Genomic DNA, 16,724 nt, shown 5'->3' on the forward strand with positions numbered 1-16,724 from the left:
CGTTTTACCGGCACCGGCGCGTTCCGGCCTGTGCCACCGGCATACGACGGCGGTCCGGACGCGGCTACGACGGCCCGGGGAGCGGTGGTACGGCAGCGGGGCGTGGACGTGACCGCGCTCCCGTCACCGCGACCCGTCGCGCCCCGTGTCCGGCCGGCGCGCCGGTTCCAGGAAGCCCTGCTCGACCAGCAGCCGGATCTGCGCGGGGGTGCGGTCGCGCAGCAGGACCGGGTCCTCGCCGACGAGCCGGGCGATCGCGTCGAGGATGCGGCCGGCGCTCAGCGTGCCGTCGCACACGCCGGCGAAGCCCGCGCCGACCGTGTCCACCTTCGTGGCACGGCGCATACCGCGGTGCTGACGCAGCACCACGTGCTCGGGGTCCTCCGCGCCGGGCAGCCCGACCTGCTCCTGGACCACCTCGGCGGTCAGCGCGAAGTGGCCTTCGAGCAGGGCGGCGTCATCGTGGTCCCGGAGGTAGTCGAGGCGGTCGAAGTGCGCCCGGATCGCCTCCCCGAGCGGCTGTTCGATCGAGTGCGGCCACTCCTCCACGGTGATCGAGGGCTCCGCCGCCCCGGTCCTGCGCAGGGTGATCCAGCCGAAGCCGACCGACTTGACCTTGCGCGCCTCGAACTCGTCGAGCCAGGCGTCGTAGCGCGCCTGGTACTCCGCCGGGTCGCCGCGGTGGTCCCCGGCGTCCCTGAGCCACAGCTCGGCGTACTGCGTGACGTCCTGCACCTCGCGCTGCACGATCCAGGCATCGCACCCGCGCGGCACCCACGACCTGAGTCTGTCCTGCCAGTCCTCCCCCGCGACGTGCTGCCAGTTGGCGAGGAACTGCGCGAACCCGCCCTCGCTGAGTCGTTCCCCCGCCTGCTGAACGAGCGAGCGGCACAGATCGTCCCCGCCCATGCCTCCGTCGCGGTACGTCAGCCGGGCGCCAGGTGAGATCACGAACGGCGGGTTGGACACGATCAGGTCGAACGTCTCGTCGTCCCGGACCGGCTCGAACAGCGACCCTTCGCGCAGGTCCGCGGCGGCCGCGCCGGAGAGCGCCAGGGTGAGGGCGGTGATGTGCAGCGCGCGCGGGTTGACGTCGGTCGCCGTCACGCGCGTGGCGTGCGAGGAGGCGTGCAGTGCCTGGATGCCGGAACCGGTGCCGAGGTCGAGCGCGGAGGCGACGGGCGTGCGCACGGTGATGCCGGCCAGGGTCATGGAGGCGCCGCCGACGCCCAGGACCACTCCCTCGTCCCGCCGGCCGATGCCGCCCGCGCCGCCGACCGCGCAGCCCAGGTCGGACACGATGAACCAGTCCTCGCCGTCGGGGCCGCCGTAGGGCCGTACGTCCACGGTCGCGGCGACCTCGTCACCGGCCACGGACCTGAGCCAGCCGCCCTCCAGCGCCTCCGCGACGGGCAGAACGGCCGCCACGCGCGCGTACGGCACCGGTTGCTGGAGCAGGAAGAGGCGTACGAGCGTCTCCAGCGGCTTGTCGCCGCGGGTGGCCCGGAGCGCGGGCACGGTCTCGCTGCGGGCCAGCGCCGCGTAGGCGGGGGCGCCGAGCAGATCGAGCAGCCCGTCGGCGGTGAAGGAGGCGGCGAGCAGGGCGTCGCGCAGGCGTGCGGCGACGTCGGGCCGGTCGGTTGCGGGCAGGGGGGCGAGGCCGGAGTCAGTCACGTCCCCATTGTGGCCCGGCGCGGCCGGCCGGGGCCGCCTCAGCGCGGCGGGCGGGCCGACCGTGTCCGCCGGCCCGGGGTGCGTGTCGGGCACCGGTGCGGGCCGGCCACGGATGCCGTCCGGCCGCCCGCGACGTCCGTCTTTCGGGCGGTCGGCCGGTCGCCGGGGTCAGCCGGTCGTGGCCGACGCGGTGGCGGAACCCGATGCGGCGACCTTGCAGCTCGGCTGCTTGGCGATCGCCTCCTTCACATCGCCCTGCTCCAGCCGCTTCAGCGCCTCAGTGCCGCTGTTGCTCTGCTCGCCGATCTGCTTCGTCTGGTCGGCGACCTCGTGCAGGCCCTTGGCGAACTTGCCCTGGTCCTTGGTGTCGAGCCCGTCGACCTTCTTCTTCAGGTCGCCGTAGGCCGTGGCGAGGCCGGCGAGGTTCTTGGCGGCGTCCTTCTGCCGCTTGGCACCGCCCTCGACCCCGGGAGGCGCTCCGGCGCTGTTGATGGCGGCGGCCAGCCCCTTGTAGCCGTCGGCCATGTCCTGGAAGGCCGACGCGTACGTGCTCTTGGCGGTCTTGGGCGGCAGGTTGCTGTCGGTGGCTATCTTGGCGATCGAGGCGTTCGCCTCCCTGATCTTGGCGTCCTGCCCGGGCACCGCGTCGCAGACCGTCTTGGCCCAGGCGACCAGCTTGGGGTCGGGCCCGCTGTCCTTGCTGCCGCTGCATCCCGACAACGCCACTACCAGTACCGCACCGCCGGACAGTGCGGCCGTGAGCTTCTTGTTCACCGGATCGGTCCCTTCCATGGCTCTCGGCCCCCGGAATCTACACGGCATACCGACACCCCCCACATGCCGAAGGCCCCGGAAGTCTGCTTTTGTGATTCTTTGCACCATGGGAGAGAAGGCTCACGGCCGGGGCGGCACCGCACACGCGACGGGCGGGCGGCACGTCAACACGTGCCGCCCGCCCGCCCGTTGCGCAGACCCGGTGGAAGGGGGCTACGAAACCACTGCCGCGTCGGGCGAGTTGGAGACCCGCTCGGCGCTCTCGTCGTCGCCGACGGCGATCCCGCGCCGCTTGGAGACGTACACCGAGACGACGATGACCAGCAGCGCGAGGATCGCGATCCCGATCCGCACGCCGAGGTTCTTGTCGTCACCGTAGGAGAACTTGATCACCGCGGGCGCGATGAGCAGCGAGACCAGGTTCATGACCTTCAGCAACGGGTTGATCGCCGGCCCCGCGGTGTCCTTGAAGGGGTCGCCGACCGTGTCGCCGATCACCGTGGCGGCGTGGGCCTCGCTGCCCTTGCCGCCGTGGTGGCCGTCCTCCACCAGCTTCTTGGCGTTGTCCCAGGCGCCGCCGGAGTTGGCGAGGAACACCGCCATCAGCGTGCCGGCGCCGATCGCGCCCGCGAGGTAGGAGCCGAGTGCGCCGACGCCGAGCGTGAAGCCGATGAAGATCGGCGCCATGACCGCGAGCAGACCGGGTGTGGCCAGCTCGCGCAGGGCGTCCTTGGTGCAGATGTCGACGACCTTGCCGTACTCGGGCTTCTCGGTGAAGTCCATGATCCCGGGCTTCTCACGGAACTGCCGCCGCACCTCGAACACCACCGAACCGGCCGAACGCGACACGGCGTTGATGGCCAGTCCGGAGAAGAGGAAGACGACCGCGGCGCCCGCGATGAGGCCGACGAGGTTGTTGGGCTGCGAGATGTCCAGCGACAGGCTCATCGGTGAGCCGGGACCGGTGAGCTTCGCGCCGACGTCCTGCACGTTGGTGGTGATGGCGTCCCGGTACGAGCCGAAGAGCGCCGATGCCGCGAGGACGGCGGTGGCGATGGCGATGCCCTTGGTGATGGCCTTGGTGGTGTTGCCGACCGCGTCCAGGTTGGTGAGCACCTGGGCGCCCGCGCCCTCGACGTCACCGGACATCTCGGCGATGCCCTGCGCGTTGTCCGAGACCGGCCCGAAGGTGTCCATGGCGACGATCACACCGACCGTGGTGAGCAGGCCGGTGCCGGCCAGGGCCACCGCGAACAGCGCGAGCATGATCGAGGTGCCGCCGAGCAGGAACGCGCCGTACACGCCGAGCCCGATGAGCAGCGCGGTGTAGACGGCCGATTCCAGACCCAGCGAGATGCCGGAGAGGACGACGGTGGCCGGGCCCGTGAGGGAGGTCTTGCCGATGTCCCTGACCGGGCGGCGGTTGGTCTCGGTGAAGTAGCCGGTGAGCTGCTGGATCACGGCGGCGAGCAGGATGCCGATCGCCACCGCCACCAGGGCGAGGATCCGTGGGTCGCCGTCCTTGGCGCGGATCGCCGCGTCGGTGACGCCGCTCAGGTCGGAGTACTTCGCGGGCAGGTAGAGGAAGACCGCGACCGCGACCAGTACGAGGGAGATCACCGCCGAGATGAAGAAGCCGCGGTTGATCGCCGTCATGCCACTGCGGTCGGACCGGCGCGGCGCGACCGCGAAGATACCGATCATGGCGGTGAGCACACCGATGGCGGGCACCAGCAGCGGGAAGGCGAGCCCTGAGTCGCCGAAGGCGGCCTTGCCGAGGATCAGCGCGGCCACCAGGGTGACCGCGTACGACTCGAACAGGTCCGCCGCCATGCCCGCGCAGTCGCCGACGTTGTCGCCCACGTTGTCGGCGATGGTCGCGGCATTGCGCGGGTCGTCCTCCGGGATGCCCTGCTCGACCTTGCCGACCAGGTCGGCGCCGACGTCGGCGGCCTTGGTGAAGATACCGCCGCCCACGCGCATGAACATGGCGATCAGGGCGGCGCCGAGGCCGAAGCCCTCCAGCACCTTCGGCGCGTCGGCCGCGTACACCAGCACCACGCAGGAGGCGCCCAGCAGGCCGAGCCCCACCGTGAACATGCCGACGACGCCGCCCGTGCGAAACGCGATCTTCATCGCGGTGTGCGAGACGGTGGTGAGATCTTTTTCGGGTTCGCCTTCGCCCGGGGTCGCTTCCCGGGCCGCGGCGGCGACGCGCACATTGCTGCGCACGGCGAGCCACATGCCGATATAGCCGGTGGTCGCCGAGAACACCGCGCCGATCAGGAAGAACACCGATCGTCCGGCACGCTGATTCCAGTCGTCCGCGGGCAGCAGCAGGAGCAGGAAGAACACGACGACGGCGAATACGGCGAGCGTGCGCAACTGCCGGGCGAGATACGCCTTGGCACCTTCCTGGACCGCTCCGGCGATCTCTTTCATGCTGTCGGTGCCCTCGCCCGCCGCCAGCACCTGGCGCACCAGGACGCCTGCGACCGCGAGCGCGGCCAGGGCGACAGCCGCGATCACCGCCACGATGATCCGGTTGTCGTCCGTGAGTACCGCGGCCGCGAGGGTTGTGGGGTGGCCAAACTGATGAGGGGTAGAAAGCCCCGCCATTCGTCCTCCTTGACGCTTGGGCTGAGCTCAAGATGTGGACGGATTGTAGGTACCCCGGAGTGATCTAAACAGGGGACGGGAAACGGAATTCGCCTTCTCGCGCTCTTCAGCAAATGATCGAGCCCCCGCCATGAACCCGAAAGCGGTAACGCCTCAAAGGCATTGACGGCCACATTGATGCTTGATCAAATTATCAGGGTATTGATCGTGAATTCCTTCACGAATTCCCGGGGTGTGCCGGAGACAGCGCGAAGGGCCCTGCTCAGCAGGGCCCTTCGATGCGTTGTGCGCGATGTGCGGACGCGCGATGCGCGGGTTCAGACGAGCGTGACGGTCGGCGGGGCGGTGGGCCAGCTCATGCGGATCAGACCGCCGTCCCGGCCCGTGGTGACCTCCACGTCGTCAACGAGGCCGCTGATGACCGCGAGGCCCATCTCGTCCTCCTCGGCCTCCACGTCCGCGTCCGCGGCGGCTCCGCCGGCCACTCGCTCGGCGGGGACGGCGTGCGGGGCCTCGTCGCCGACCTCGATGGAGAACTGCTTCTCGTCCTCGATCAGCGCCACCTTCACGGGTGCCGTGATGGCGTTGCTCTGGTGGAGTCCGACGGCACGGGAGCAGGCCTCGCCCACGGCGAGGCGCACCTCGTCGAGTACCGCCTCGTCCACTCCGGCCCTGCGCGCCACCGCTGCCGCCACCAGGCGGGCGGTCCGGACGTGCTCGGGCAGCGCGCTGAAGCGGAGTTCGACGGTGGCCATGCATCCCCCTCGCGACTACGGGCGTGCGGTCCGGGGGCGGGGCCGCCGAGAGCCCGCACCCCCTGCTGTACTACTGGGCCCCGGGCCACCCGGCCCGGGGCGGGGCCGACCGTTGTCCGGGCCGGCGAGCGGCCCGGAACAGGTGACCGGCCTTGGTCAGTCGGTGGCCGCCACCGCTTCCTCGACCGAGGTGTGGATCGGGAACACCTTGGTGAGGCCGGTGATCCGGAAGATCTTCAGAATGCGCTCCTGGTTGCAGACCAGGCGCAGCGAGCCCTCATGGGCACGCACCCGCTTCAGGCCGCCGACCAGCACGCCGAGCCCGGTGGAGTCGAGGAAGTCCACGCCCTCCATGTCGACGACGAGGTGGAAATTCCCGTCGTTCACCAGCTCGACCAACTGCTCGCGCAGCTTGGGCGCGGTGTATACATCGATTTCGCCACCGACCTCGACGACCGTACGATCGCCGACGGTACGGGTCGACAGGGACAGGTCCACGGATCCTCCAGCACCTTGCTATCGAGCGGTCGCCCCTCGGTACACCGGCCTGCGGCCCCCGGGGCGTACCGCCAGCCGCGATGGCATTCAATCACTTACCGGCATGCGTGCACGACGCCTTGGCTCCATTGTCCGTCACGCCGGTGACACACTCGGTGCCGATGGCCAAGAATCACCGATCCGATCGACCCATGGCGGACCCCGGGTCCCGCCCGTCTCCGGGCACCGTTCTGCACCGGCTCGCCTCCGGGCCGAGCCGATCTGCGCGCATCACTCATACGGAGCACTTGCCCCCGCGCGCGGGTCGGCATGCAGTCTGGCCTGACCGGATTCGCTCAGAGGTGATCGCCGCGGTGCAGGCGTGCGGCATCGAGCACCCGTGGGCCCACCAGGCGCTGGCCGCCGAGCACGCCCTGGACGGCGACTCGGTGGTCGTCGCCACCGGCACCGCCTCGGGCAAGTCCCTCGCCTACCTCGTGCCGGTCATGTCGACCCTGCTGGACGGCTCCGAGGCCCCGAACGGCCGCGGGGCCACCGCGCTGTACCTGGCGCCCACCAAGGCCCTCGCGGCGGACCAGTGCCGCTCGGTGAAGGAACTTTCACAACCTTTGGCCGGTGCCGTACGCCCAGCCGTGTACGACGGCGACACCCCGTTCGAGGAACGGGAGTGGATCCGCCAGTACGCGAACTACGTCCTCACCAATCCCGACATGCTGCACCGCGGGATATTGCCCTCCCACCCCCGCTGGTCCTCCTTCCTGAAGGCGCTCAAGTACGTCGTCATCGACGAGTGCCACACCTACCGGGGCGTGTTCGGCTCGCACGTCGCCCAGGTGCTGCGCCGCCTGCGCCGTCTGTGCGCGCGCTACGGCGCCTCCCCCGTGTTCCTGCTGGCCTCAGCGACCGCCGCCGAGCCCGCCGTGGCCGCCGGCCGGCTCACCGGACTGCCGGTGGTGGAGGTCGCCGACGACGCCTCACCGCGCGGCGAGCTGGTCTTCGCCCTGTGGGAACCCCCGCTCACCGAACTGCACGGCGAGAAGGGCGCACCCGTCCGGCGCACCGCCACCGCCGAGACCGCCGACCTGCTGACCGATCTCACCGTGCAGGGTGTGCGCTCGGTCGCCTTCGTGCGCTCCCGGCGCGGCGCCGAGCTGATCTCGGTGATCACCCAGGAGCGCCTGGCCGAGGTCGACCGCTCTCTCGCCCGGCGTGTCGCGGCCTACCGGGGCGGCTACCTTCCCGAGGAGCGCCGTGCCCTGGAACGCGCCCTGCACTCCGGCGAACTCCTCGGACTCGCCGCCACGACGGCCCTGGAGCTGGGCGTGGACGTCTCGGGCCTGGACGCGGTCCTGATCGCCGGTTACCCCGGCACGCGCGCCTCCCTGTGGCAGCAGGCGGGCCGCGCGGGCCGCTCCGGACAGGGCGCCCTGGCGGTGCTGGTGGCCCGCGACGACCCCCTGGACACCTTCCTCGTCCATCATCCCGAGGCCCTGTTCGACCAACCGGTGGAATCGACCGTCCTCGACCCGGACAACCCGTACGTCCTCGCCCCGCACCTGTGTGCCGCGGCGGCGGAGATCCCGCTGACCGAGGAGGACCTCGGCCTCTTCGGGCCCGCCTGCGCGGAGCTGCTGCCACAGCTGGAGGCCGCGAAGCTGCTGCGCCGCCGTACCCGGGCCTGGCACTGGACACGCAGGGAGCGGGCCGCCGACCTGACCGACATCCGCGGCGCGGGCGGGCGGCCGGTGCAGGTCGTGGAGGCGGGCACGGGCCGGCTGCTCGGCACGGTCGACGCGGGCGCCGCGCACTCCGCGGTGCACGAGGGCGCGGTGCACCTGCACCAGGGCCGCACCTATCTGGTCCGCTCGCTCGACCTGGAGGACTCCGTCGCGCTGGTCGAGCAGGCCGACCCGCCGTACTCGACGGTCGCCCGGGACACCACGTCGATCTCCGTCCTGGAGACGGACGTCGAGATCCCCTGGGGCTCCGGCCGGCTCTGCTACGGCTCGGTCGAGGTCACCAACCAGGTGGTCTCCTTCCTGCGCCGACGGCTCATCACGGGTGAAGTGCTCGGTGAGACGAAGCTCGACCTCCCTCCTCGTACGCTGCGCACGCGCGCGGTGTGGTGGACGGTCACCGAGGACCAGCTGGACGAGGCGCGGATCACCCCGGAGATCCTCGGCGGCTCCCTGCACGCCGCCGAGCACGCCTCGATCGGCATGCTCCCCCTGTTCGCCACCTGCGACCGCTGGGACATCGGCGGTGTGTCGGTCCCGCTGCACCCGGACACCCTTCTGCCGACGGTGTTCGTCTACGACGGCCATCCGGGTGGCGCGGGCTTCGCGGAGCGCGCCTTCCACACCGCCCGCGCCTGGCTCGCCGCGACCCGGGAGGCCATCGCCTCCTGCGAGTGCGAGGCGGGCTGCCCCTCCTGCATCCAGTCCCCCAAGTGCGGCAACGGCAACGACCCGCTGCACAAGAGGGGGGCGGTACGGCTCCTCACGGTGCTGCTGCGGGAGGCTCCCGAGGAGAAGCCGCGCGAGGACTCGGCGGCACAGGGCTGAGGTGCCGAGGTGCGCCTCCCGGATCAGGCGGACGGCCTCGGAGCGGCTGTCCCCGCCACCGGGGGCAGGGGGCCGGGCGGTCCGGCTCTGGCCCTGACCTCCGCCGCGAACGGCCCTCGCCCCGCGGCCGCCGTGACGTCCGAGGTCTCGCCCGCGATCACGCACCGCACCAGCCGGACTCCCTGGGCCGCCGCCACCCGTTCCGCCCGGGCGCAGGCGCCTGCGGTGCCCTCCGCCCAGTGGTCCGCGGCGGCGAGGGCCGCCAGATCCGCGCCGCCGGCCGCCCGGTGTCTGACCACGACCGCCTGCCCGAGGGCGAGCACGGCGCCGAACACCACACACAGCACGGTGATCACGCCGATGCTCCAGACGGTGGCGGAGCCCCGGTCCCGGCTCCGGGCCTCGCGACGGAGTTCACCTCGCGGGCGCCTCATGACCTCGGCTCCCCCGCGGACCCGGCCACCGCGCCTCTGCCCAGGCCGGCTCCGGCGCCGGTGTCGGCACCGGGGTCGGCTCTGGAGCCGGTGCCCGTGCTTGTTCCAGTTTCTGTGCCTGTACCGGCACCGGCGCCCGTGCCCGGATCGGCGCCAGTGCCGTGGCCCGTGTCGGCGCCATCACCCGTGCCGATGGTCTCCTCCGCCACTGCCACCGCCGCCTCCCGTACCTCGAACGGCAGTCCGGACAGCACGGGCGGTCTGGCCACCACCGTCACCCGGACCTGGTCACCCGCACGGCCGACCGTCACCCGCGCCCCGCGCGGTGCCACCTGCCGGGTCACCTCCACCACCGCGTCGGCCGGGTCCTGCCGGGCGGCGGCCCGGGCGCCGGCGCGGGCGGCGTCCACGCACTGGATCTGGGCCGCCACCACGAGCAGCCCCCAGACCAGCGCCATGGTGAACGCCACCAGCACCGACAGCACCACGGCCGACTCCGCGGTCACGAACCCGCGGTCCGACCCCCGCTCACATCCGCGCACTGAGGGCCCGCTTCACGATGGCCTGCAGTTCCGCCTTGACCTGGCCGCTGGTGACGACCTCGTAGAGCAGCAACGCGAATCCGACCGCGGCCACGATCCCCATCGCGTACTCCGAGGTCACCATCCCTCCGTCCGCGCGCCATCGCTCCCGCACCGAAACCCACAGCTTTCCGGCCTTCTTCCGCACCTCGAACTCCCTTCGCTCCAGTTTTCTCGTCCGTTTCCGAAACCACGCCGTCCGCGTCTCGCGCCGGCACCGCGTCGCCCGCGGCCGCGTCCTCCGCCGTCGCCGTCAGCCGCCACCTCCCATCACTCCGCCCGCCAGCCCGATCACCACGGGCAGCACACCGATCGCGATAAAGGCGGGCAGGAAGCACAGCCCGACCGGCGCGGAGACCAGCACGGCCGCCCGGCGCGCCCGCGCCGTAGCCGCTCTGGCCCACTCGGCGCGCGCGTCGGAGGCGAGGCGGGCGACGGGACCGGCGGCGGGCAGACCCGACTCGTCGGCCCGTTCCAGCAGCCGGGCCAGCACACCGGCACCGGGCAGACCTGCCAGCCGGCTCCAGGCGTCGCCCGGTTCACCACCGAGCCGCACCACGGCCGCGCCCCGCTCCAGCGCGTCCCCCACGGGTCCGCCGAGGGCCTCCCCCACCGCCTGGGCGGCGATCACCGGGCCGGCTCCGGCCGCGATGCAGGCGGCCAGCAGATCCGCGGCAAGGGGGAGCTGGCGGGCCGCGAGCGCTCTGTCGGCCTCCTCCGCCGGGCCCGCCTCCGTCCGCCGGAGCCGCCACCGCCACATCCCCGCGCCGACGGCGAGCGCCACGACCGCCCCCGCCGCGCCGCCGGCCAGTACCCACGCCCCGCACATCGCCCCCGCGACCGGCAGCCACCGCCGCACCGTGTCCCCGACCTCGAAGGGCGGGCGGGAATCGGCCTTCACCAGGGCCAGCAGTTCGGTCACCCTCCGCCGCGCCCGGCGCCGGCGCCGGGCCATGACCAGCCACCGGGCCGCCCAGCCCGCACTCAGCAGGACAACCGCGACTGTCCCCAGCCTGTGGACGACCTCACCGCTCATACCGCCTCAGCTCCCCTCACGATCCGTCCCGCCCACCACACCCCGGCGCCCTCGAACACCGCTCCCGCCACCAGGCAGCCCAGCCCGGCCCCGCTGTGCAGCAGCACCCGCAGCGGGTCGGCGCCCATGGCCGAGCCGAGCAGCAGCCCGAGGGCGGGCAGCGCGGCGAGCAGCAGCGCCGTCGCCCGGGCCCCGGACAGCTGGGCCCGCAGATCCGCCCGCTGGTCCCGGTCGGCACGCAGCGCCCCGTCCAGCCGGTCGAGGCCGTCGGCGAGCCCGGCGCCCTGGTCCACGGCCACCCGCCAGCAGGCGGCGAGACCCAACAGCCCCTCGGCGCCCGGCTGCCGGGCCGCGACGGCCAGCGCGCCCGGCACATCGCCGCCGAACCGCGCGGCCGCGACCGCGCCGTCCCGCGCCTCCCCGAGCCCGCCGGAGTCCCGGGCGGCCCGCAGCAGTGCCTCACCGGGCTGCCGTCCCGCGCGCACCTCCCCGGCCAGCGCCCCGCACAGGCCGATCACCGCGTCCGCGCGCCGCTCCCTGGCCCGCCCTGCCTGCCGGGCCAGCCGCATCCTGCGCAGCACCGGCACCCCGGCCACCCCCGCGACGACCGGAATCACCGAGGCGCCCAGCAGCGCGAGCAGCAGCCCGGCCACGAGCGACCACCATTCCGGCCGCAATCGCTCCCGCACATGCCGCAGTTCACCGACGGCCCGCTCCCAGGAGGGCGGACCGGCCGCCACCCCCGCGCCCCCCGCCAGCAGCAGCCTCGCGCGCCGCACCCCGTGATGCCGTCCGCCCAGCAGCCAGGCCGCCGCCCCGACACAGACCGCCGCCGCGCCCATCGACGCCTCAGTGCTCACTTCCCTCGCTCCTCTCGTCCCGTTCGCTCCCGGACCCGCCGCTCAGCAGCTCCCGCAGCCGCTCCCAGCCCCGCTCCCGGGTGAAGGCCCGCACACCCCAGCGCAGCGCCGGTACCGTCCGCACCAGCCCCGAGTCATTCCGTTCCAGCACGTGCACCTCCGCGATCCGGCGCCGCCCGGACCGGTCGCGGACGAGGTGGAGCACCACCGACAACGCGGCCGCCAACTGGCTGTGCAGGGCCGCCCGGTCGAGCCCCGCCGCCGTTCCGAGCGCCTCCAGGCGGGCGGGCACGTCGGCGGCGGCGTTGGCGTGCACGGTCCCGCAGCCTTCGTGGCCGGTGTTGAGCGCGGCCAGCAGGTGCACCACCTCCGGGCCCCGCACCTCGCCGATGACCAGACGGTCGGGCCGCATCCGCAACGCCTGCCGGACGAGGTCCTCCAGGGTCACGAGGCCCGCACCCTCCTGGTTGGCCGGCCGGGTCTCCAGCCGTACGACGTGCGGGTGGTCCGGTCTCAGCTCCGCCGAGTCCTCGGCGAGCACGATCCGTTCGCCTGGCTCGACCAGGCCGAGCAGCGCGCTCAGCAGGGTCGTCTTGCCGCTGCCGGTGCCGCCGCTGACGAGGAAGGACAGCCGGGCCGCGAGCAGCGCCCGCAGGATCCGGTCCCCGCCGGGCGGCACGGTGCCCGCCTCGACCAGTTCCCCGAGCGTGAACGCCCGGGGCCGCACGACGCGCAGGGACAGGCAGGTGCAGCCGACGGCCACCGGGGGCAGCACCGCGTGCAGCCGGGTCCCGTCGGGCAGCCGGGCATCGGCCCAGGGGCGGGCATCGTCCAGCCGGCGTCCGGCCACGGCGGCCAGCCGCTGCGCGAGACGCCGTACGGCCGTCGCGTCCGGGAAGGCCACCGGGGTCAGCTCCAGGCCGCCGCCACGGTCCACCCACACCCGGTCGGGGGCGGACACCAGGACGTCGGTGACGCTCGGATCGGCGAGCAGCGGCTCCAGCGGGCCGGTTCCGACGAGCTCCGACCGCAGCTGCTCGGCCGCGCCGAGCACCTCGGCGTCACCGAGGACACGGCCCTGTTCGCGCAGTGCCTGGGCGACGCGCGCCGGGGTCGGCTCGGCGCCGCTCTCCGCCAGCCGGCGGCGCACCCCGTCCAGCAGGGCCGTGACGTCGGTCCGATCGAGTCCGGGCAGGGTCATCGGGGGCCTCCCGCCTCGACCAGCGCCTGTTCCCAGAACGTGGCGCAGAAGCGGGCCAGCGGGCCGCGGCCGGTCACGGCGGGCGGCCTGGCGGTGCCATGGGCACGCTGCAGGGCCGGTTCGACGGGCACCTCGCCGGCCAGGGGCAGGCCGAGCAGCCGGGCGACCTCACGGTCGTCGAGGCCGGGCGCGTACGGCCCGCGCACCGCCACCCGCAGGTCCCTCACGACCATGCCGAGTGCCGAGGCGACCCGGCCGGCGGCCGCGACCGCCCGCAGCTCGGCCGGGACGACTAGCAGTGCCAGGTCGAGCTGGGCGAGGGCTTCGGCGACCCCGTCGTCCAGGCGCCGCGGGAGGTCGACGACGACCGTGCCGCCACGCCGCCGGGCGGCGGCGAGCACCGCGCGGACGGCCTGGGCGGGGACGGCCACGCAGTCGCCGCGGTCCCAGCTGAGCACCCGCAGCGAGTGCAACCGGGGCAGCGACTCCTCCAGCGCGCCGCCGCCGACCCGGCCGCGGGAGGCGGCGAAGGCGGGCCAGCGCAGCCCCTCGGCGCCTTCCCCGCCGAGGAGCACGTCGAGTCCGCCGCCCAGCGGATCGGCGTCGACGAGGAGGGTGCGCAGCCCCTCGCGAGCGGACGTGACGGCCAGAGCGCAGGCCAGCGTGGACGCGCCGGCCCCGCCCCGGCCGCCGACGACGCCGACGGTCAGGGCCGGGCGGCCGACGCCCTCGGCGACATCGGCGATGCGGTCGACCAGCCACTGCTCCCCGTCGGGCAGCATCAGGACGTGGTCGGCGCCGATCTGTACGGCCCTTCTCCACACCCCGGAGTCGTCCTGGTCCCGTCCGACCAGCACCACCCCGCGCCGGCGCGCCGCTCCGCGCAGACGGCGGGCCGCGTCATCGCCGACCAGGACGAGCGGGGCCGCTTCCCAGCCACCGCCGTGATCGGGTACACCGTGATGCACCTCGGGCGTGGCGCCCGCGGCCGCGCACAGGCGCAGCAGATCGTCCAGGAGACCCGGGTCCTCGGTGACGATGAGCGGCCGTCCCGGCAGGCCTCCGGCGGCCGGTGACGGGTCGTGGGCGACGGTTCCGGTCACGTGTGCTCCCCCTTCCCATGTCTTCCGCGCGGCCTCCGCGGCCCCGCGATTCCCAAAGATGTGAAGAGCCGGCGAGCGCGGCGCCCTATGCGGGCGCCGGAAACCGGCCATAGGCACTCCGGCAATCGGAACCGGCCATGAACTCGCCGCCGTCGGAGCGCGTGGGAATCACGGTGCAGCGATCCGGAAAATCATGTGGATCTTGGTGGAAAACCGTGGACAACTCAGTCGTTGTGAATATCGCCACCACCCATACCGGTGACCTCTGCGCCGACCTCTCGGCAACATCCACAGAGCAGCGTTTCGATTACTCTGCGTAACAGCTCATGAGCATGGTGAAGTCCGGTCGACGCTGCGCGCGACCGGTCGCGAGACATGTTGAAAAGGGGAGAAAACCCGTCCGGACATGCGACGACCCCCGCCGGGGGGGAGAGCGGGGGTCGTCCCCACGGCCGACTCGGGGGGGGAGGAGTCGGGCCGGGTTAGCACGGTCGCGAACGATCCGTGACTTCCATGGTGTACCCGAGAGCCTTCTCAGGCAAACCCACGCGCCCCACCTTACGCCGAATGGTGGGCGCCTATGCTCAGAGACGTGGAAAACCACTCCTTGCCCCGCGCAGCAGCCTTCTTTGACCTGGACAAGACGGTCATTGCGAAGTCGAGCACACTCACCTTCAGCAAGTCCTTCTACCAGGGTGGACTGATCAACCGCAGGGCCGCGCTGCGTACCGCATATGCCCAGTTCGTCTTCCTGGCCGGCGGCCTCGACCACGATCAGATGGAACGGATGCGCCAGTATCTGTCCGCGATGTGCCGAGGCTGGAACGTCCAGCAGGTGAAGGAGATCGTCGCCGAGACCCTGCACGACCTGATCGACCCGATCATCTACGACGAGGCCGCCTCCCTCATCGAGGAGCACCACACGGCCGGACGCGACGTGGTGATCGTGTCCACATCGGGCGCCGAGGTGGTCGAGCCGATCGGGGAGTTGCTGGGCGCCGACCGCGTGGTGGCCACACGCATGGTGGTGGGCGACGACGGCTGCTTCACCGGTGAGGTGGAGTACTACGCGTACGGCCCGACCAAGGCCGAGGCCGTCAGGGAGCTGGCCGTGTCCGAGGGGTACGACCTGGACCGCTGCTACGCCTACAGCGACTCGGCGACCGACCTGCCCATGCTTCAGGCGGTCGGGCACCCGCACGCCGTGAACCCGGACCGCGCGCTGCGCCGCGAGGCGGTCGCACGCGGGTGGCCGGTCATGGAGTTCGCCCGGCCGGTCCGCCTCAAGCAGCGACTGCCCGGATTCTCCGTACCGCCCCGCCCGGCCCTCGTGGCGGCGGCGGCCATAGGCGCGGCGGCCGCCACCGCGGGCCTCGTCTGGTACGCGAGTCGGCGCCGGTCCGTCGACTCCTGACCGATTCACGGCGTTTGAACCTGAAAGTAAAGATGTGCGAGCAGGGGTTCCACTTGCTCCGGGGGTGCAGTACAAAGGTTTCAGGCCCGCGAGACCACAGGACATCCGTGAGGATCCCCTACCACTACGCACATGGCCCCACGGACCCCGCATGAGCACCGGGCACCCACGCGACGTCGACCCGTCGATTACGGGCCAGCCGCACCAGGTGACGGGCAAAGTCCCCGACCTGATGGGCACATATCGAGGACGCTTGGTAACCCGGTGAGCATGCCAGCGGCGGTACGAGAACTCGTACCGCCGCAACCCTGTCCGGGCCCCTTCAAGGGGCCTTTCGCATGTGCCCGCCGCTCACGGCTCAGGCGGCCCCGCGCTGCAGCGCCTCGCAGACCGCGGTGGACTCGCGCACTCCGAGTTCGACCGCACGGCCGCAGTGGGCGATCCAGGCCGCCATGCCCTCGGGGGTGCCGGAGACATACCCTTCGAGCGCGGCCAGGTAGGAGGCGCGGCCCAGCTCGGCGTGTCCCACCTCGGCCGGGCAGACCGCCTTGGGGTCGAGACCGCTGCCGATCAGGACGATCCGCTCGGCCGTACGCGCCACCAGGCCGTTGTGCGAGGTGAAGGGGCGCAGCGCCAGCAGTTCGCCGTGCACCACCGCCGCGGTGACCAGCGCCGGTGCCGAGGAGCCCGCGATGATCAGGTCCCCCAGCCCCTCCAGCCGGCCCGACACCTCCCGGGCGTCCGGCAGCGGCAGCTCGAGCAGCGGCTCGTCGACCGGTTCTCCCGCCTGGCGCGGACGGCCGACCTCCTCACCTTGCGTCGCGGCGGCCACCAGATGCAGCCGGGCCAGTACCCGCAGGGGCGACTGCCGCCAGATGGACAGCAGCTGACCCGCCTCGGCCGTCAGCCTGAGCGCCGCACCCACGACCATCGCCTCGGCGTCGGCGCTGAAGTCGGAGCGCCGCCGCACCTCCTCCAGGGCCCAGTCGGCGCCGGACAGCGCGGCCGAGCCCCGGGCCCCGCGCAGGGCGGCCTCGGAGGTGATCTCGTTGCTGCGGCGACGCATGACCCGGTGGCCGTAGACCCGGTCCACTGCCTTGCGCACGGACTCCACGGACTCGGACACACCGGGCAGCGAGCCCAGGGCCGCGAGCGGATCGGCGGTCGCGCCTGTCGTACTCATGAGTACGACACTACGCACCCCACGGCCC

At 72.8% G+C, this 16,724-nt stretch carries 14 protein-coding genes and 1 pseudogene; 2 read left to right on the forward strand and 13 right to left on the reverse strand.

The window, feature by feature from the left end; genetic code table 11:
- Positions 1 to 123: 123 nt before the first annotated feature.
- The 5 genes from ABZ478_RS11710 to bldG all read right to left on the reverse strand — a co-directional run bounded on the left by ABZ478_RS11710 (position 124) and on the right by bldG (position 6,320).
- Positions 124 to 1,674 (reverse strand): class I SAM-dependent methyltransferase, encoded by a 1,551-nt coding sequence (locus ABZ478_RS11710; RefSeq protein WP_359547731.1) that lies wholly within the window; start codon positions 1,672 to 1,674, stop codon positions 124 to 126.
- A gap of 168 nt (positions 1,675 to 1,842) precedes the next feature.
- On the reverse strand, positions 1,843 to 2,466 hold the full coding sequence (locus ABZ478_RS11715; RefSeq protein ID WP_359547733.1) for a small secreted protein: 624 nt from the start codon (positions 2,464 to 2,466) through the stop codon (positions 1,843 to 1,845).
- A gap of 195 nt (positions 2,467 to 2,661) precedes the next feature.
- Complete coding sequence (locus ABZ478_RS11720) at positions 2,662 to 5,067, reverse strand: sodium-translocating pyrophosphatase (protein ID WP_359547735.1); 2,406 nt, start codon at positions 5,065 to 5,067, stop codon at positions 2,662 to 2,664.
- Between the two features lie 317 nt (positions 5,068 to 5,384).
- Entirely contained in the window at positions 5,385 to 5,822 is a 438-nt protein-coding gene (locus tag ABZ478_RS11725; protein WP_359547737.1) for an ATP-binding protein, read from the reverse strand.
- A gap of 156 nt (positions 5,823 to 5,978) precedes the next feature.
- Positions 5,979 to 6,320, reverse strand: coding sequence for an anti-sigma factor antagonist BldG (gene bldG, locus ABZ478_RS11730; RefSeq protein ID WP_010986038.1), 342 nt, complete (start codon positions 6,318 to 6,320; stop codon positions 5,979 to 5,981).
- An 80-nt stretch (positions 6,321 to 6,400) separates the two neighbouring features.
- On the opposite strand from bldG, the gene ABZ478_RS11735 reads away from it, so the two are divergent.
- Positions 6,401 to 8,884 carry a DEAD/DEAH box helicase gene (locus tag ABZ478_RS11735; RefSeq protein ID WP_359547739.1) on the forward strand — a complete coding sequence of 828 codons (2,484 nt, stop codon included), beginning with the start codon at positions 6,401 to 6,403 and terminating at the stop codon, positions 8,882 to 8,884.
- A 23-nt stretch (positions 8,885 to 8,907) separates the two neighbouring features.
- Here ABZ478_RS11735 and ABZ478_RS11740 read toward each other — a convergent pair whose 3' ends face one another.
- From ABZ478_RS11740 to ssd, 7 genes and pseudogenes are all read right to left on the reverse strand, one after another.
- A complete protein-coding gene (locus ABZ478_RS11740; RefSeq protein ID WP_359547740.1) occupies positions 8,908 to 9,318 on the reverse strand; it encodes an Rv3654c family TadE-like protein in 411 nt (136 codons plus the stop codon).
- 182 nt (positions 9,319 to 9,500) lie between these two features.
- Positions 9,501 to 9,824: pseudogene (locus ABZ478_RS11745) on the reverse strand (TadE family type IV pilus minor pilin); the annotation flags it as partial.
- Positions 9,825 to 9,846: 22 nt separating this feature from the next.
- Positions 9,847 to 9,984, reverse strand: coding sequence for a DUF4244 domain-containing protein (locus tag ABZ478_RS11750; RefSeq protein ID WP_358933122.1), 138 nt, complete (start codon positions 9,982 to 9,984; stop codon positions 9,847 to 9,849).
- Positions 9,985 to 10,152: 168 nt separating this feature from the next.
- A complete protein-coding gene (locus tag ABZ478_RS11755) occupies positions 10,153 to 10,935 on the reverse strand; it encodes a type II secretion system F family protein (RefSeq protein WP_359547743.1) in 783 nt (260 codons plus the stop codon).
- Positions 10,932 to 11,777, reverse strand: coding sequence for a type II secretion system F family protein (locus tag ABZ478_RS11760; protein ID WP_359548315.1), 846 nt, complete (start codon positions 11,775 to 11,777; stop codon positions 10,932 to 10,934). The genes ABZ478_RS11755 and ABZ478_RS11760 overlap by 4 nt, the downstream gene beginning before the upstream one ends.
- A 7-nt stretch (positions 11,778 to 11,784) precedes the next feature.
- Positions 11,785 to 12,996 (reverse strand): TadA family conjugal transfer-associated ATPase, encoded by a 1,212-nt coding sequence (locus ABZ478_RS11765; RefSeq protein ID WP_359547746.1) that lies wholly within the window; start codon positions 12,994 to 12,996, stop codon positions 11,785 to 11,787.
- Complete coding sequence (ssd, locus tag ABZ478_RS11770; protein ID WP_359547749.1) at positions 12,993 to 14,099, reverse strand: septum site-determining protein Ssd; 1,107 nt, start codon at positions 14,097 to 14,099, stop codon at positions 12,993 to 12,995. Before ssd ends, ABZ478_RS11765 begins: the two co-directional genes overlap by 4 nt.
- Before the next feature lie 580 nt (positions 14,100 to 14,679).
- Here ssd and ABZ478_RS11775 point away from each other — a divergent pair.
- On the forward strand, positions 14,680 to 15,513 hold the full coding sequence (locus ABZ478_RS11775) for an HAD-IB family hydrolase (RefSeq protein WP_358932922.1): 834 nt from the start codon (positions 14,680 to 14,682) through the stop codon (positions 15,511 to 15,513).
- A gap of 358 nt (positions 15,514 to 15,871) precedes the next feature.
- On the opposite strand, the gene ABZ478_RS11780 is transcribed toward ABZ478_RS11775, so the two are convergent.
- Positions 15,872 to 16,696, reverse strand: coding sequence for an oxidoreductase (locus tag ABZ478_RS11780; RefSeq protein ID WP_359547751.1), 825 nt, complete (start codon positions 16,694 to 16,696; stop codon positions 15,872 to 15,874).
- Positions 16,697 to 16,724 lie beyond the last annotated feature (28 nt).

The organism is Streptomyces sp. NPDC005706 (genome assembly GCF_040631045.1).
GTDB lineage: Bacteria > Actinomycetota > Actinomycetes > Streptomycetales > Streptomycetaceae > Streptomyces.

What these genes read in the sequence shown, in the direction of transcription:
- ABZ478_RS11715 (WP_359547733.1), bottom strand. Translation starts at nt 2,466, where the DNA reads ATGGAAGGGACCGATCCGGTGAACAAGAAGCTCACGGCCGCACTGTCC.
- ABZ478_RS11720 (WP_359547735.1), bottom strand. Translation starts at nt 5,067, where the DNA reads ATGGCGGGGCTTTCTACCCCTCATCAGTTTGGCCACCCCACAACCCTC.
- ABZ478_RS11725 (WP_359547737.1), bottom strand. Translation starts at nt 5,822, where the DNA reads ATGGCCACCGTCGAACTCCGCTTCAGCGCGCTGCCCGAGCACGTCCGG.
- ABZ478_RS11735 (WP_359547739.1), top strand. Translation starts at nt 6,401, where the DNA reads ATGGCATTCAATCACTTACCGGCATGCGTGCACGACGCCTTGGCTCCA.
- ABZ478_RS11740 (WP_359547740.1), bottom strand. Translation starts at nt 9,318, where the DNA reads ATGAGGCGCCCGCGAGGTGAACTCCGTCGCGAGGCCCGGAGCCGGGAC.
- ABZ478_RS11750 (WP_358933122.1), bottom strand. Translation starts at nt 9,984, where the DNA reads ATGGTGACCTCGGAGTACGCGATGGGGATCGTGGCCGCGGTCGGATTC.
- ABZ478_RS11755 (WP_359547743.1), bottom strand. Translation starts at nt 10,935, where the DNA reads ATGAGCGGTGAGGTCGTCCACAGGCTGGGGACAGTCGCGGTTGTCCTG.
- ABZ478_RS11760 (WP_359548315.1), bottom strand. Translation starts at nt 11,777, where the DNA reads ATGGGCGCGGCGGCGGTCTGTGTCGGGGCGGCGGCCTGGCTGCTGGGC.
- ABZ478_RS11765 (WP_359547746.1), bottom strand. Translation starts at nt 12,996, where the DNA reads ATGACCCTGCCCGGACTCGATCGGACCGACGTCACGGCCCTGCTGGAC.
- ABZ478_RS11775 (WP_358932922.1), top strand. Translation starts at nt 14,680, where the DNA reads ATGCTCAGAGACGTGGAAAACCACTCCTTGCCCCGCGCAGCAGCCTTC.
- ABZ478_RS11780 (WP_359547751.1), bottom strand. Translation starts at nt 16,696, where the DNA reads ATGAGTACGACAGGCGCGACCGCCGATCCGCTCGCGGCCCTGGGCTCG.